The sequence below is a fragment of the Pseudophaeobacter sp. genome (assembly GCF_048267565.1).
Classification (GTDB): Bacteria; Pseudomonadota; Alphaproteobacteria; order Rhodobacterales; family Rhodobacteraceae; genus Pseudophaeobacter; species Pseudophaeobacter profundi.
On the sequence record NZ_JBLWXG010000001.1, the window covers coordinates 623,482 to 638,668 of the forward strand.

The 15,187-nt window shown below is 58.4% G+C and carries 14 protein-coding genes; 2 read left to right on the forward strand and 12 right to left on the reverse strand.

What is annotated here, in order from left to right; genetic code table 11:
* Positions 1-3: 3 nt before the first annotated feature.
* Complete coding sequence (gene hisI / locus ACN0VH_RS02940; RefSeq protein WP_417699454.1) at positions 4-390, reverse strand: phosphoribosyl-AMP cyclohydrolase; 387 nt, start codon at positions 388-390, stop codon at positions 4-6.
* A gap of 59 nt (positions 391-449) precedes the next feature.
* On the opposite strand from hisI, the gene ACN0VH_RS02945 reads away from it, so the two are divergent.
* A complete protein-coding gene (locus tag ACN0VH_RS02945) occupies positions 450-914 on the forward strand; it encodes an iron-sulfur cluster assembly scaffold protein (RefSeq protein ID WP_417699456.1) in 465 nt (154 codons plus the stop codon).
* Between the two features lie 346 nt (positions 915-1,260).
* Here ACN0VH_RS02945 and ACN0VH_RS02950 read toward each other — a convergent pair whose 3' ends face one another.
* The 5 genes from ACN0VH_RS02950 to sciP form a co-directional block, all read right to left on the reverse strand.
* Positions 1,261-1,383, reverse strand: coding sequence for a hypothetical protein (locus tag ACN0VH_RS02950; protein ID WP_269751604.1), 123 nt, complete (start codon positions 1,381-1,383; stop codon positions 1,261-1,263).
* 146 nt (positions 1,384-1,529) lie between these two features.
* Positions 1,530-3,620: an ATP-dependent DNA helicase RecG gene (recG, locus tag ACN0VH_RS02955; protein WP_417699457.1), complete on the reverse strand. Its 2,091-nt coding sequence runs from the start codon at positions 3,618-3,620 to the stop codon at positions 1,530-1,532.
* The gene (ligA, locus tag ACN0VH_RS02960; protein WP_417699458.1) at positions 3,617-5,872 is read right to left on the reverse strand and encodes an NAD-dependent DNA ligase LigA; all 2,256 of its coding nucleotides are present in this window, start codon (positions 5,870-5,872) and stop codon (positions 3,617-3,619) included. Before ligA ends, recG begins: the two co-directional genes overlap by 4 nt.
* A 295-nt stretch (positions 5,873-6,167) precedes the next feature.
* Positions 6,168-6,887: a response regulator transcription factor CtrA gene (ctrA, locus tag ACN0VH_RS02965; protein WP_232401021.1), complete on the reverse strand. Its 720-nt coding sequence runs from the start codon at positions 6,885-6,887 to the stop codon at positions 6,168-6,170.
* 131 nt (positions 6,888-7,018) lie between these two features.
* Complete coding sequence (gene sciP, locus ACN0VH_RS02970) at positions 7,019-7,291, reverse strand: CtrA inhibitor SciP (RefSeq protein ID WP_278921771.1); 273 nt, start codon at positions 7,289-7,291, stop codon at positions 7,019-7,021.
* Positions 7,292-7,438: 147 nt separating this feature from the next.
* Here sciP and mnmA point away from each other — a divergent pair, with 147 nt between their 5' ends.
* Positions 7,439-8,584, forward strand: coding sequence for a tRNA 2-thiouridine(34) synthase MnmA (gene mnmA / locus ACN0VH_RS02975; protein WP_232401019.1), 1,146 nt, complete (start codon positions 7,439-7,441; stop codon positions 8,582-8,584).
* Between the two features lie 122 nt (positions 8,585-8,706).
* Here mnmA and lpxB read toward each other — a convergent pair whose 3' ends face one another.
* The 6 genes from lpxB to bamA form a co-directional block, all read right to left on the reverse strand.
* On the reverse strand, positions 8,707-9,864 hold the full coding sequence (gene lpxB, locus ACN0VH_RS02980) for a lipid-A-disaccharide synthase (protein WP_417699459.1): 1,158 nt from the start codon (positions 9,862-9,864) through the stop codon (positions 8,707-8,709).
* Complete coding sequence (locus tag ACN0VH_RS02985; RefSeq protein ID WP_417699460.1) at positions 9,861-10,649, reverse strand: LpxI family protein; 789 nt, start codon at positions 10,647-10,649, stop codon at positions 9,861-9,863. The genes lpxB and ACN0VH_RS02985 overlap by 4 nt, the downstream gene beginning before the upstream one ends.
* 4 nt (positions 10,650-10,653) lie before the next feature.
* Positions 10,654-11,439: an acyl-ACP--UDP-N-acetylglucosamine O-acyltransferase gene (gene lpxA / locus ACN0VH_RS02990; RefSeq protein ID WP_278921774.1), complete on the reverse strand. Its 786-nt coding sequence runs from the start codon at positions 11,437-11,439 to the stop codon at positions 10,654-10,656.
* A 5-nt stretch (positions 11,440-11,444) separates the two neighbouring features.
* A complete protein-coding gene (gene fabZ, locus ACN0VH_RS02995) occupies positions 11,445-11,909 on the reverse strand; it encodes a 3-hydroxyacyl-ACP dehydratase FabZ (protein ID WP_232401015.1) in 465 nt (154 codons plus the stop codon).
* Positions 11,910-11,981: 72 nt separating this feature from the next.
* Positions 11,982-12,602, reverse strand: a complete 621-nt coding sequence (locus ACN0VH_RS03000; RefSeq protein WP_278921775.1) for an OmpH/Skp family outer membrane protein — start codon at positions 12,600-12,602, stop codon at positions 11,982-11,984.
* A gap of 28 nt (positions 12,603-12,630) precedes the next feature.
* The gene (bamA, locus tag ACN0VH_RS03005; protein WP_417699461.1) at positions 12,631-15,033 is read right to left on the reverse strand and encodes an outer membrane protein assembly factor BamA; all 2,403 of its coding nucleotides are present in this window, start codon (positions 15,031-15,033) and stop codon (positions 12,631-12,633) included.
* Positions 15,034-15,187 lie beyond the last annotated feature (154 nt).

A 15,187-nucleotide genomic window follows, 5' to 3' on the forward strand; every position in this document is an offset into this window, starting at 1 on the left:
GGTCTAGAGGCTGTCGTCCATCGGGGCCATCAGCTCTTGCTCTGCCCCGTCGCGAATGGCGGTATAAAAACAGCTGCGGCGATTGGTGTGACAGGCCGGACCCACCTGGTCGACCAGGGCCAGCAGACAGTCGCGATCGCAATCAAGCCGCAGCTCCACCAATGTCTGCAGGTGCCCCGAACTCTCTCCCTTCACCCAAAAGGCCTGACGCGAGCGAGACCAATAGGTCACCTTGCCAGTCTCTAGTGTCTTGGCAACGCTTGCGGAATTCATCCAGGCCATCATCAGCACCTCGCCGCTGCTGTGATCCTGGGCGATACAGGGGATCAAGCCGACCGCGTCGTATTTCAGGCTATCGGGAGAGAAAGTCATAGGAAAACCCTTTTGCATCTGCCATCTGCGTCCTATGTATGGGGAAGACACCCCAAGGGAAAGCCCGAGGCCGCCTTATGTCCAGCGAAACGTCCAGCGAGACCGATCTGATCAAGCTTTATTCTGCGCGTATTCTGGCGCTGGCGGCGGATATTCCGCTGCTTGATCGGCTGGACAACCCGGATGCCACCGCAAAGAAACGTGCGCCGCTGTGTGGGTCAACCGTCACTGTTGATCTGACTCTGCACGACGGGCGGATTGTCGACTTTGGCCAGGACGTCAAGGCCTGCGCCCTGGGGCAGGCTTCGGCCTCGATTGTGGCCAGCAAGATCATTGGCCGCAGCCTGAGCGAAGTCGAAACCGCCCGCGCAGAGTTGAAGGCCATGCTGACCGCCAACCAACCGCCACCAGCGCCGCCCTTTTCAGAGTTGGAAGTGCTGATACCGGCACGCGATTTCAAAAACCGTCATGCCTCTATCCTGCTATGCCTCGACGCCACGCTCGAAGCATTTCATGAGGCGTCGCAGAAAGACTGCGCTTAACCTTAGCTCTATGTTACGCAAACAGGCCGCCCTCGGTTCACCTTATCGGCGGCAGGTCATGCCCGCCCCCGGTCTTGCAGGGCTGCGACAAAAAAACCGCCACACATCCGGGCAGATGGTGGCGGCAGTATATGCGTCTTCATGCGGGGTCTGGGAACGCAGTCCGGTTGATAGGCGCAACCGGGTGAAACAAGGGCAAGCAAGGTTTCCATCGCAGGTCGGGATAAGACATGCACGTTCCCGTCAAGAAGACAGCAGGCGGTCGTCAGTAATCAAATTTGCTCAGAGAATACTCCTCTAGTCTTTGCGGTTGCAGGCGGGGATAAGGAAACTTCAGGCCCGGCGGTTACAAAAAACCAGGCAGATGCAGCGCAACCACAAGCATGACCACCAAGGATGCAGCGCCAAGCGCATCCTGCAACAGGGTCGACTGTGTGTTGTTCAGGGTTGTTTTCAATTGGGTCATCATTGGTCTGCGCTCCACTCTTGTCTGTCGGGTTGGCAACCGCTCTCTGGCGATCTTGTTGCCTATTTGTTCTCATTTTACGGCGCGCCTGTAAAGAACTTTATGAGAACATTCGCGAACATTTTGGAACACACAACAGTAAGGCAGGATTAACCCACTGAAATTAAACGGATAGCTTGATCCTGTTTCATCAGCCAAAGCAGAACACGCGCCGCGCGCCCACGCGCGGAAGAAAGCTGGGGATCGGTGGTCAACAGGGCGCGGGCGTCGCTTTGTGCCACCGCCATCAGGTCGGCCTGGCGTTCCAGATCGGCAATGCGGAATCGGGGCAACCCGGATTGGGCGGTGCCGATCACATCGCCAGCGCCGCGCATCTGCAGGTCGGTTTCGGAAATCACAAAACCGTCTTCGCTTTCGCGCAGCACTTCCAACCGGCGCCGCCCACCCTCGGACAATGGAGGCTGATACATCAACAGGCAGGTCGATTGCGCACTACCGCGTCCCACCCGCCCACGCAGCTGATGCAGCTGGGCGAGGCCAAAGATCTCGGCCCGCTCGATCACCATGATTGAAGCGTTGGGCACATTCACCCCCACCTCGATCACCGTAGTGGCCACCAGCACCTTGCACGCGCCGCTTTGAAACGCCTGCATGGCCGCGTCTTTTTCTGCCGGGGGCATCTGGCCATGCACCAGCCCAACGACACCCTCGCCCAGCGTTGCGCGCAGCTGTTTAAAGCGCTCTTCCGCAGCGATCAGGTCCATCACTTCGGATTCGCCCACCAATGGACAGACCCAATAGCACTGTCGCCCCTCGTCAATTGCCTGGCGCAGATGGTCCACCACCTCTGCCATCCGTTCGGTGCTGAGCACTGCGGTTTTCACCGGCTTACGCCCTGGCGGCTTTTCATCCAGAACCGAAACATCCATATCGCCATATTGCGCCAGGGCAAGCGAACGCGGGATCGGTGTTGCCGTCATCACCAACACATCAGCGCCTTTGCCCTTTTCCGCCAGTTCCATCCGCTGACGCACCCCAAAGCGGTGCTGTTCATCCACCACCGCAAGGCGCAGGGCCCGGAATGCCACATCCTGCTGGAACACCGCATGGGTGCCCACCAGAATATGGATATCACCCGCCGCCAACGCTGCCAGCTTGGCGCGCCGCTCGGCCCCCTTGTCGCGTCCCGTCAAAAGTTCCAGCACCACGCCGGCCTGCTCGGCCAGAGGGCGCAGCCCTTCATAGTGCTGCTGGGCCAGGATCCCGGTTGGCGCCATCATCACGCCCTGGCCACCCGCCTCGACGGCGACCAGAAGCGCCATGAAGGCAACCAGGGTTTTCCCTGACCCTACATCACCTTGCAGCAATCTGTTCATCCGCCGATCGGCGGCCATATCCTTGGTGATTTCATCAATCGCGCGCGCCTGCGCTCCGGTAGGATTATAGGGCAGCGCCGCCAGAACTGGCGCCTGCAACCGCCCTGTTGCAATGCTGACGATACCGCAGCTTTTGCGTTCAACCTGGCGCGCCAGGGCCAGGGTAAGCTGATGGGCAAATAGCTCATCATAGGCGAGGCGCGTGCGGGCTGGTGCTTCGGGTGCCAGATCGTCCAGCCCTTCGGGGTGGTGCACTGCTGTCACCGCAGCATTCCAGCCCGGCCAGTCTTCACGTTTGGCCTGCCCCGGATCAATCCATTCGCCAAGCTCTGGAAGCCGCTGCAGCGCGCTCTGCACTGCCTTTCGCATGGTTTTCTGCGTCACCCCATGGGTCAGCGGATAGACTGGTTCAAACAGCGGGATATCTTCCGCCTCGACCAGTGGCAGGATGTGATCGGGATGCACCATCTGTGCCACCCCATCAAACAGCTCTACCTTGCCCGATACCAGGCGCCGGCTGCCTTCGGGGCATTGCGCCTCTAGGTAGCGGCTGCGGCCATGGAAGAATAGAAGTTGAAATTCAACCTCTTGATCACTGACGTTAATGCGATATGCCCCACCGCGATTGCGGGCCGGAACATGGCTGCCAATCTCCACTTCCACGGTGGCAATCGCGGGCAGTTCCAGCCCCTTGATGCTGGCGCGGCGACGACGGTCCAGCACCGAATGCGGCAGCGAAAAGACCAGATCGCGCGGTGTCTCCAATCCGATCTGGGCCAGATTCTGCGCCGTCTTCGGCCCCACCCCCTTGAGCGTTTCTGCCCCCGCAAACAGCGGAAACAGGATTTCCGGCCGCCCGGTCATGCGCCTGCAATCTCGGCGCGCCAGCCATCTTCATCCAGGATGCGGACGCCTAGCTCCTGCGCTTTTTTCTCCTTGGAGCCTGCTCCCGGTCCGGCAACCAGGATATCTGTCTTCTTTGAAACCGATCCTGAAACCTTGGCGCCAAGCTTTTCAGCCTGCGCCTTGGCTTCATCCCGGCTCATCTGGAGTTTGCCGGTAAAGACCACGGTCAACCCGGCCACCGGGCTGTCTTGTGCAGGGGCTTCGGGGGCAGTGATTGTCAGGCACTCTACCAATTCGTCAATGGCCGCACGTTCCTCATCATTGGCAAGCGCATCAGACAGGGACAGACCCACGGTGGCACCGATCCCATCAATGCCGATCAGATCTTCCCAGGCCTCCGCCGCCTCGGTCGGGACCGTAGCGCGGGCGATCTCTGCATCGCGGGCCTCTTTGATCTTGGCGCGCCGCCCCTCGGCGGCGGCCGTCTGACGCTCGGCCTCTTCGGCCAGATCAGCGGCGCGATGCGCCAGCGCGGCAGGGCGCGCCCGGTCCAGCGCCTCTGCCAGTTCTGTCCATCCACCAAAATGCAGCGCCAGATCTTTGGCCGCCACCTCGCCCACGTGGCGAATGCCCAAGGCAAAGATCATCCGGCCAAGGCTGATCTGGCGCTTTTCCGCGATCGCTGCAAAGAGTTTGGCCGCGCTTTGCGGCCCCCAACCATGGCGATTTTTCAGCTTGCCAAAATTCGCGGTGTCACGCTCTTCCAGCCGGTAGATATCCACCGGGGTGCGGATCGGCAGATCCTCGTCCTCATAAAAGGCTTCCAGCTGTTTGGCACCAAGCCCTTCGATATCAAAAGCCTTGCGAGAGACAAAATGTTTCAGCTTTTCAATAGCCTGCGCAGGGCAAATAATGCCACCGGTGCAGCGGCGCACCGCATCGCCTTCCTCGCGCACCGCCTCTGATTTGCATTGCGGACAGAAATGCGGGAAAGCGTAGGGTTCACTGCCTTCGGGCCGCTTGGACAGGTCTACATCGGCCACCTTGGGGATCACATCGCCAGCGCGGTAGATCTGCACCCAATCACCGATGCGAATATCCTTGCCATCGCGGATCACCTCGCCTTTGGAATCGCGACCGCGGATGTAGTCTTCATTGTGCAGGGTTGCGTTGGACACCACAACGCCGCCAACAGTCACTGGCTGCAGCCGAGCCACAGGGCTGAGCGCACCCGTGCGCCCGACCTGAATGTCGATGGCTTCCAGGCGGGTCCAAGCCAGCTCTGCCGGAAACTTATGCGCAATGGCCCAACGCGGTGTAGTGGCCCGAAAGCCAAGCCGCGCTTGCAAGTCCAGCGCGTTCACCTTGTAGACCACACCGTCAATATCATAGCCGAGCGTGGCGCGTTGCTCTTCGATCTTTCGGTACTGCGCAATCATGTCGTCGACACTGTTGCAGAGCTGGGTCAAAGGATTGATTTGAAACCCCAGGTCCTGCAGACGCGCAATGGCACTGCTTTGGGTATCCCCCAAGGGTTCAGCGATATCGCCCCAGCTATAGGCAAAGAACCGCAACGGACGGGCACGGGTGATTTCAGCATCCAACTGCCGCAAGGATCCTGCCGCTGCATTGCGCGGATTGGCAAAGATCTTGCCCCCGTGCGCTTCGTGGCGGGCATTCAAATCGGCAAAATCGGCATGGCTCATATAGACCTCACCGCGGACCTCCAGCACATCTGGCGCGCCAGTAATCTGCTGGGGAATATCCGCGATGGTCCGGGCATTGGCGGTGACGTTTTCGCCTGTTGTACCATCGCCGCGCGTCGCAGCCTGGATCAACTGGCCGTTTTCATAGCGCAATGACAGCGACAACCCGTCAATCTTGGGCTCTGCCGTGAAGGCAAGCGGCGCATCATCCGCCAATCCAAGATAATTGCGGATGCTACGGGTAAAATCAGTGACGTCCTGATCCTCAAAGGCATTGCCCAGTGACAGCATTGGCACAACGTGCTGGATCTTGCCAAATCCCGAACTGACAGGTGCGCCAACCGTATCCAGCTGGGTTGCAAGCGCTTTCAGGGCCGGAAAGTGTTCGGCCAATGCGTGGTAACGGCGCTTGGCATCATCATAGGCGGCATCGCTCAGATCTGGCGCATCCGCTTGATGATAGGCACGATCAGCGGCGGCAAGCAGATCTTGCAGCTGCAAAAACTCTACCTCTGCCTGCGCTGGCGAGAGTGTGCTGGGATCTGATTTCTGAGAATTGTCCACGCCCGAGTCCCCGTCTCTATTTGCCTCTCGGTGATAAGACGCGCGCCGCCTCAGGTCCAGTGACAGGGGGGTAAGAAAATGCAGCAAACAACACGGTCAAACATCCTTGGCGAACACCTTTGGCAAACAAAAAAAGACCCCGCCACGGCGGAGTCTTTCTGGCAGGCCACGACAGCCCGCGTTCACCAAAACTTCACAAAGCCGACATCGCCTGGTTCACCAGCGCGCTTTGTTCAGATCAAAACCGCTAAGATCTTGTAAGAGGTTCAGGATCAGATGCCGTCGCTTGGGGCCATCAGGCCCCAACAGCCATGCGGTGGCCGCCCGACATTTGATCATCCTGCGGGTCCCGCAGAACATAGCCCCGGCCCCAAACAGTTTCGATATAGTTGTCACCACCTGTTGCAGTGCTCAATTTCTTACGCAACTTACAGATGAATACGTCAATGATTTTCAGTTCGGGTTCATCCATACCACCATACAGATGGTTCAAGAACATCTCTTTGGTCAGGGTGGTGCCCTTGCGCAGGCTCAGCAGCTCCAGCATCTGGTATTCTTTCCCGGTAAGATGCACAGTCTTGCTGTCCACTTCCACGGTTTTGGCATCCAGATTGACCGCAATTTTGCCGGTCTTGATGATGGACTGCGAATGCCCCTTGGAGCGGCGGATAATTGCATGGATCCGGGCCACCAGCTCTTCGCGGTGGAATGGCTTGGTCAGATAGTCATCCGCACCAAACCCGAAACCTTTTATTTTGTTTTCAGTATCATCGGCACCGGACAAGATCAGGATTGGTGTCTCGATACGGGCCATGCGCAGCTGGCGCAGCACCTCATGACCGTTCATATCAGGAAGACCAAGATCAAGCAGGATCAGATCGTAATCATAAAGCTTGGCCAGATCGATCCCTTCCTCCCCCAGGTCCGTCGAATAGACGTTGAGGTTGGCATGGGTCAGCATCAGTTCAATACTTTTTGCCGTGGTAGGATCATCTTCAACGAGAAGAATACGCATGTTTAAAGTCTCCGCCTGTAACTGTTTCCCTTAGGTTGCGTTAACCCTGGTGGAAAAAGGTTAATGGCCCGTTACCATAATGGTTAATTTTCAACTTTGACTCAAGTGCTGCGCGTAATTATTATTCACTCTTAACGGTACTCTTTCAGCCTTGTCGCCTTCAAGGCCTCTTCGCCGTGGTCGGCAACTGCCGCAATCCAGCTTCGGAATTCCTCTTCGCTCAGCCCGTAACGGCGCAGCGCCTCGGTCTGGGGCAGCAAGCCATAAAGCACCCCACGCACCACGGCGGCCTTGCGAGAGGCAACCCAGCGGCTGGTGGCTGCAGGTGGCAAATCTGCCCGTGTCATCGTGGTACCATCCGGCAACGTCACGGCACGTGGCCCTTCGACTTTCTTAAGGAACATCCCTTGACCTCTAGTGGAACTATATTTCTGTTTCTCCGACAGCATTTACTCAGTCTAATTAAAGAGCCGTGAACCTGCCCCCTTGAGAGTCTGTAGGATTTTCATATATTCTGCAGCGCTTGCCCCCTTGATCTAAGGATTTGCTGTATGGCGCTGGATACCGACACCCCGCTCAACTCCCTTGGCTTTGCCAAACCTCCCTCAGACACCCGCGTGGTGGTCGCTATGTCTGGCGGCGTCGACAGCTCTGTTGTGGCCGCCTATCTGGCCGACCAGGGCTACGATGTGGTGGGGGTGACGCTGCAGCTCTATGATCATGGTGCGGCGCTGGCGAAAAAGGGGGCCTGCTGTGCCGGTGTCGACATCCACGATGCGCGCCGCGTGGCCGAAGAACGCGGCTTTCCACACTATGTTCTTGATTATGAGAACATTTTCAAAGACGCGGTGATCGATGAATTTGCCGACAGCTATCTTGCCGGGGCCACACCTGTGCCCTGCATTCGCTGTAACGAGCGGGTGAAATTCAAGGATCTTCTGGAAACCGCCCGCGACCTAGAGGCCGACTGCATGGCCACTGGCCATTATATCCAGCGCAAGATGGGCGAAAATGGTGCCGAGCTGCACAGCGCCGAAGATGCGAATCGCGACCAGAGCTACTTTTTGTTCTCCACCACGGCAGAGCAGCTCGACTATCTGCGATTCCCCCTGGGCCACCTGCCCTCCAAGGATGCAACCCGCGAGATGGCGGCGCAATATGGGCTGGCCGTTGCCGATAAACCGGACAGTCAGGACATTTGTTTTGTCCCAGATGGAAACTATACCTCGGTAATCGAGAAATTGCGTCCAGGTGCGGCGGAACCCGGAGAGATTGTTCATGCCGATGGGCGGGTGCTGGGCAGCCACACCGGGGTGATTCACTACACCATTGGTCAGCGGCGCGGCCTGGGGATCGGCGGTTTGACCGAACCATTGTATGTGGTGCGGCTGGATGTTGACAAGAAGCAGGTGATCGTTGGCCCCAAAGAGCTGCTGGCGACCCGCACAATCCCCGTGCGTGAAATCAACTGGCTCGGCGACACCCCCTTTGACAGCCGCAAGGAATGGACTGTCATGGTTAAGGTGCGCTCAACCCGGCCACCGCGCGAGGCAATCATTCGCCCCCTGTCGCCTACCACCGCCGAGGTCGAGCTGCTGACCCCCGAAGAAGGAGTCTCGCCGGGGCAGGCCTGCGTGTTTTATGATACTGACAGCAGCCGCATCTTTGGTGGTGGCTGGATCTGGCGCGGCTATTAAACCCCGACGGGCGGGTAATTCAGGCCAGTTTTATCGGGCCAGTTTTATCGGGCCAGTTTTAACAGATCTGATGTACAGGACTGCACGGGGCCGCCAGACGGCACCTGAAAAACACGCTGTGGCTACAGCCGGTCTAAAACCGCACGGGCCGCCCGCAGCCCGGGGGCCTCGCCGCCCTGCCCTAAACGCTGCATGGTCACGGCCATGGCCGCCTTTTGCAATTCAGGTGCCTCGGCCAGCTCGCGCAGACAGCGGGCAATGGTGCCGGGGCGACAGTCTGGCCCCAGGCACTCTGGCACCACGCGGGTGTCGCTGACCAGATTAACCAAGGTGACCGTATCAATCAGTGCCATCCGCTTCATGATCTGCCAGGTAAGCCACTGAAAACGGTAGGCAATAACCATCGGCGTCGCCGCGGCTGCCAGTTCAAGAGAGACCGTACCAGAGGCGGCAAGCGCCAGGTCAGAGGCCGCAAAGGCGGCGCGTTTCAGACCGGCAAACTCTGCCGGATCATGCGCGTTAGGGTCCAGAAACAAGGTGTCCGCAGGCCAATCCGCAGCTGCCTCCTGCACCAAGGCAGCAACGGGCGCAGCACAGGGCACCACCACCCGGTGGTTGGGGTAAAGATGCTGGAAGGCCTGCAGAGATTCGCCAAAAATCGGCGCTAGCCGCGTCACCTCGGATCGCCGGGATCCCGGCAAGGCCAGTACCAGCGGCGAATCACCTAGATTGAAACGACTGCGAAGCGCCGCGATTTCAGCCTGGCTTGCCTGTGGCTCTGCCACAACCGGATGGCCGACAAAATCACAATCCATGCCTGCCGCCTGCATCAGCGGCGGTTCAAAAGGCAGCAAGGCGAGAACCTGATCGATGCTCTTGGCCATCTTGACCGCCCGCTTGGGCCGCCAAGCCCAGACCGAGGGCGCTACATAGTGTACCGTACGGATATCACTGGCCGCCTTGACCAGGCTGGCGACGCGCAGGGAAAAATCAGGGCTGTCGATGGTGATCAGCACATCAGGGCGCCAGGCAAGGATAGCCTCGGCGGTCTCGCGAATGCGGCGTTTCAGGTGGCGGTACTTGGGTAGAACCTCGGCCAGGCCCATGACCGACAGTTCCTCCATTGCAAAGCGCGACTGCAGCCCCTGCGCCGCCATCTGGGTTCCACCAATGCCGTCGAACTGAACCTTCGGCTGCAGGGTTTTCAACCCCTGCATCAAGGCCCCCCCCAGACGATCGCCCGAGGGTTCCCCAGCCAGGACAAAGACCTTGAGGCTCACGCGGGGCGCAGCCAGAGGAAGAGGCCAAGCCGGTCGCAGGCGTCAATAACCGCGTCCTGCTCCAGCACGATCACCCCGCCAGCCTCTAGCACAATGCCCGACAACCCGGCCTGCGCCGCCAGTTCCACCGTCTGTGGCCCGATCGTCGGCAGATCAGCGCGGCGATCCTGGCCGGGTTTGGGCGCCTTAAACAGGATGCCTCCCTGGCCGTCGGGGCGGTTGCGCAGGCTTTGCAGCATCCAGTTGGTGCCAAAAACATTTTCCACCGCAACAGCCTGACCCGCACGAATGGCGCAGCACTGGCCAATGTCGGCCGCACTCATCGCTGCAACCACTTCGGCACCGCGCAGCGCATCTGCCGTATCCAGCGCGCCCGGTTGCACCTGGGTGACGACGCCTTCCGGCATCAACAGATCAGGGGCCACCTCATGCGCGGCGCGCAGGGTAAAACCGGCCTGTTCAATCAATCCCATAACGGCGCGCAAAGCACCGTCATCGCCCGCCCCAAGGGCGGACTGGATGACCGAGACCATTGGCAGAGTCGCCGCATCAATCGCGGCAGGATCAACCGAGGGTCGGCTGACAGCCCCAGCCAGGCAGACCTCCTGCACGCCAGCTGATTTCAACCGCGCCAGAAAGCTGCCCAGATGTTCGATGCGAAAGGATATTTCTGCATCCAGGCAGTCCGGCTCAGAGCCTTCCATGGCACATATCAGCGGTCGCTTGGTCAGACGTGAGGCCACTTCACGTGGCAGCAGCCCGGTTCCGGCAATCAGTGCAAGCATCGGTTCAGCCCCCTGGGGTCAGGAAAGACCGGTCGGTCTCTCCAGTGATAAAGGCAACGATTTCTTCCACATAGGCGCTCTCGGTTTCGTCGCCCAGACGGCGGGCGCGTTCCTGAAAGGTGCCTTCGCCCTGGGCCAGCATCTGAAAAGCCGCCCGCAGCGCCGTGATGTCAGACCGCTTCACCCCGCGTCGTTTCAACCCCACAAGATTGAGCCCATCCAGACCACCGCGAGGCGCCTGAACCAGCCCATAGGGAATGACATCATTTGTCACCATGGTCACGGCACCAATGATCGCACCACGGCCGATCCGCACCCATTGGTGAATACCGGACAGCCCGCCGATGATCACATCATCTTCCAGCACGCAATGGCCTGCAATCGCGGCAGAGTTCACCACGATCACCCGGTCACCAACAATGGCGTCATGGGCGATATGGCAGCCCGCCATGAACAGACCGTCATCGCCGATACGGGTAATACCGCCACCGCCTTCAGTCCCCGCATTCACCGTAACATGTTCGCGGATACGGTTGCGTTTGCCAATCACCGTGCGGCTTTTCTCGCCCTGAAATTTCAGATCTTGCGGGATTTCACCAATCACCGCAAAAGAAAAGACCACCGTATCATCACCAATCTCGCAGTCGCCAGTCACGACAACATGCGATTTCAGGGTGACACGATCGCCCAGAACCACCTCGGCGCCGATGTGGCAGAACGGGCCGATCTGGCAGCCTTCGCCAAGCTTGGCCCCTTCTTCGATCACCGCGCTGGGATGAATCTGGTTCATCTGGCTCAATCCTTTTGCACGTCAACCATGGCGGTGAACTCGGCTTCGGCGGCGACCTCGCCTTCAACCGTGGCCACGCCTTTGAATTTGAAGACCTTGCCGCCCGCCTTGCCGCGCAGAATTTCCACATTCATTTCCAGCACATCACCGGGAATGACCTTGCGGCGGAATTTGCATTTGTCGATGTTCATGAAATAGATCAGCAGGTCGCGGTCCACCATATCCAGCGCCACCCCAAGCATAACACCGGAGGTTTGCGCCATGGCCTCGACGATGGTAACGCCTGGCATGATTGGCGTACCAGGGAAATGACCCTGGAAATGCGGCTCATTCATGGTCACATTCTTGATCCCACGCGCCGATTTGATTCCGTCGATATCCACCACCTTGTCGACCAACAAGAACGGATAACGATGCGGCAGGATCCGCTGGATCAGGTGAATATCGGCGCTCTGCAATTCAGCGGTCATGGCATTTTCCTGTCATTATTGATTTGATAAGTCCCTATCAACTGGGCGCTTTTGGAGCAAGCTTTCGCCGCTCTATTGCCCGTCGGGGGAGTGGTCCTGATCCTGGCCATCCCCCAGAACCTTGTCGATCCGGCTGATCGCCAGATCTGTGATATCGACGGCATCCGCGCTTAAGAACACGGTAGAATGATCCAGAATCGCCCCCGCCCCCGTTTCACGCATGATCTGTTCCAGTATCGGCAAAGAGGCTGCAAAGAATTCACGCTGCGCAGTTTCGTTGAGCTGGCTGATTTCGCGCAGCTTGCGATCCTGCGTCGCGCGGGTTTCTTGCACCTTGCGATCGAACGCATCGGCCAACCGGCGAAAGGCCTCTGGCTCCATCGCGCTGCGGCGCTGCGTCAGGTCCTGTTCTTCGGCCCGCAATGCGGCCTCTATATTCCGGTTTTCTGCGGTCAGAACAGCACCTTCTGCCTCGATCTCCCGGGCAGTTCTCTCGCCAAAGAGACTCTCTGAAAACAGCCGGTCAGGTTGGATCGTCAGCAGCCCGCTTTGCGGAGTTCCGAGCTGAACCTGGCGGCCCAGTTCAAACCCGGCAGGCGGCAGCGTCTGCTGGGCCAATACTGGTAACGCCCCGCCGAAAGGAACAAAAAGCGCCAGCCCAAGGGCCAGCGCTTGTTTGATTTGAAACGGCAATTTTAACGCCACTGAACCGATCACCCGTTTAGAACCGCGCCTGCAAGGTCAGGTCAAAGCTCTGCTCCTGATCGTAGTCTTCTTTGCTCAGCGCCTTGGTAAAATTGAACCGCAGCGGGCCAAGACCCGTTGTCCAGAGCAGGGAAACCCCAACCACATGCCGGAAGGACCCATTCCGGCCCACGATGCTGTTGCTGCCTGAGGTATCAACATCGTTCAACCCCCAGAGGTTGCCGACGTCATAGAACACGCCGCCGCGCAGCCCGTATTCTTCGGGCAGGCCAAGGGGGAATTCAGCATCGAACCGGGCCACCGCAAACAGGTTGCCACCAAGGAAGTCATCATAATTCCCACCGTCAGCGCGCGCCGAGCGATCCCGCGGACCAATCCCGCCAGGTTCAAACCCGCGCATGATGGAGGGAGACAGAACATAGCGGTCGATCGAGCGACTGCTGTCATCGCCAAGCCAGTGGAGAGCACCGGTTTCCACTGTCGCCCGCAGGGTGACCTCTTCATTGAAAATCAGCTTCTGCGCGACCAGCTTGGTTGAGGTTTTGAAATACTCGCTGTCACCGCCAAGGCCGGCATAGTCAGCACCGATCTGGATCAAGAAACCTGCGTTCGGATCAAGCCCAATCAGCCGGGTATCATAGGAATAGGTCAAACCAACAACGCTGCTGCTGCGTTCGCCCTGGGCAATTTCATTCTGTACGGTAGGCGCCGCAAGCGGATAGCTGCCGCCAGGGTAGGTTCCGTCGCCCCGCGCGATCATCTCAGAGTTATTCCAGCTATAGCGCAGCTGCAGGGTAGAACTCTCGCCGGTCTTGAAGGTCAGGGCAGGATTCAGGAAAACCCGCTTGGTATCATATTCCGAGAAACTGGAATCGGATTCTGACAGGCCCAGATCAAGGCTGAAACGCAGGTCACGCCCCAGCAGGCGCGGTTCGACAAAGCCCAGCACATACTCATCAGACTCTGTCGCGGTTGCGATGGCAAAGGACAGACGTTGACCACGGCCCAAGAAGTTATTCTCGGTCAGGCCAACCGAAATGCCAAAGCCGTCATTGACCGAATAAGACCCGCCAAGGTTCAACGACCCTGTTGGCTGTTCTTCGACATCAACATCAACCACCACCGAGCTGGCAGAGCTGCCTTCGCGCACGTCCACATCCGAATTGGAGAAGAAACCAAGCGCGCGGATGCGTTCAGCGGTGCGGCGAATTTCGCGCGGATTAAACGGATCGCCCTCGACAGTGCGGAACTGCTGGCGAATAACCCGGTCCAGCGTGGTGGTATTGCCTTCGATGTCGATGCGTTCCACGAAAACCCGTGGCCCACGGGTCAGCACATAGTCGATATCCAGGGTCAGGTTCCGGTCATTGCGGGTGACGCGCGGCTCGACACGCAGGAAATCAATGCCCTGCTTCAGCGCCAATGTTTCCAGCCGCTCGATCTCCCGCTCAACCACCATGGGCGAATAAACCACCCCTGGGCGCGACTTGAGAGCGGAGCGGAACACATCGGCATCTGCCTCGGTCACCTCGCTTGAGACCGAGATATTGCCAAAGTTAAATTGCTGCCCTTCACTGACATCAACAACCAGGAACACGGCATCGCGTTCGCGGGTGACTTCGGCATTGGCGCTATTGACCTTGAAGTCGACATAGCCACGCGACAGGTAGAAATCGCGCAGGACTTGTTTGTCAAACTCGATACGGTCTTCGATCAAGGTGTCTTTGGTGATAAAGGCGCGCAGAAAACCCGCCTGCTTTGTTTCCAACACCCGGCGTAGCCTGCGATCCGAATAGACCTGGTTGCCCAGGAAGGAAACGCGCTCTACCTCGGTTGTGTCGCCTTCGGAGATTTCAAAAACCAGATCAACCCGGTTGTCGCTCCGGCGAATAATGCGTGGCGTCACCTGAGAGGCCAAACGCCCCTGCGCCCCATAAGCCGCTGCAATCGCTGCGGCATCAGCTTCAACCTGTGCTGGATTGAACACGCGCCGCCCGGATGATTCGACGATTTCCGCCAGATTTTCATCTTTGATCCGGCGATTGCCTTCAAAGTTGATTTTGTTGATGGTCGGGTATTCTGTCACCTTGATGACCAGAGTATTGCCCCGCGGCACCAGCTCGACGCTTTCAAAGACGCCGCTATCGATGATGTTTTGATAAGCGTCATTCAATCGCCCGGCAGAGACAGATTTGCCCCGCTCAATGCCTGTGTATGCGACAATAGTAGAGCTTTGAATGCGTTGGTTGCCTTCAACCTGCACCGCGTTGAACCGGTAATTTTGCGCTTCGGCAAACTTGGGCGCAAGCCCAAGTCCGAAGGTCACAGTCAGGGCGATAACAGATACGCCCCGATACAAAATATTGGTACGCGTTGCTCGCCCACCGCAGGATATGCCCACGTTCTTGCCCCAAACCATCTGTATGCACCTAAATTTTAATAGCCTCTTGCAGAACTGCGTACCGGGTTTGAGAGCGCTTGTCAAAACCAACAAAAAGGCACGAAGCCCTAAGCCACGTGCCTTTTGGAGAAAAACCAAAGCCTGTGTTTCCATTAATGAGACACAAGCCAGC

Coding starts and splice junctions, on each gene's coding strand:
- hisI (WP_417699454.1), bottom strand. CDS start 390: ATGCAAAAGGGTTTTCCTATGACTTTCTCTCCCGATAGCCTGAAATAC.
- ACN0VH_RS02945 (WP_417699456.1), top strand. CDS start 450: ATGTCCAGCGAAACGTCCAGCGAGACCGATCTGATCAAGCTTTATTCT.
- ACN0VH_RS02950 (WP_269751604.1), bottom strand. CDS start 1,383: ATGATGACCCAATTGAAAACAACCCTGAACAACACACAGTCGACCCTG.
- recG (WP_417699457.1), bottom strand. CDS start 3,620: ATGACCGGGCGGCCGGAAATCCTGTTTCCGCTGTTTGCGGGGGCAGAA.
- ctrA (WP_232401021.1), bottom strand. CDS start 6,887: ATGCGTATTCTTCTCGTTGAAGATGATCCTACCACGGCAAAAAGTATT.
- sciP (WP_278921771.1), bottom strand. CDS start 7,291: ATGTTCCTTAAGAAAGTCGAAGGGCCACGTGCCGTGACGTTGCCGGAT.
- mnmA (WP_232401019.1), top strand. CDS start 7,439: ATGGCGCTGGATACCGACACCCCGCTCAACTCCCTTGGCTTTGCCAAA.
- ACN0VH_RS02985 (WP_417699460.1), bottom strand. CDS start 10,649: ATGCTTGCACTGATTGCCGGAACCGGGCTGCTGCCACGTGAAGTGGCC.
- lpxA (WP_278921774.1), bottom strand. CDS start 11,439: ATGAACCAGATTCATCCCAGCGCGGTGATCGAAGAAGGGGCCAAGCTT.
- fabZ (WP_232401015.1), bottom strand. CDS start 11,909: ATGACCGCTGAATTGCAGAGCGCCGATATTCACCTGATCCAGCGGATC.
- bamA (WP_417699461.1), bottom strand. CDS start 15,033: ATGGTTTGGGGCAAGAACGTGGGCATATCCTGCGGTGGGCGAGCAACG.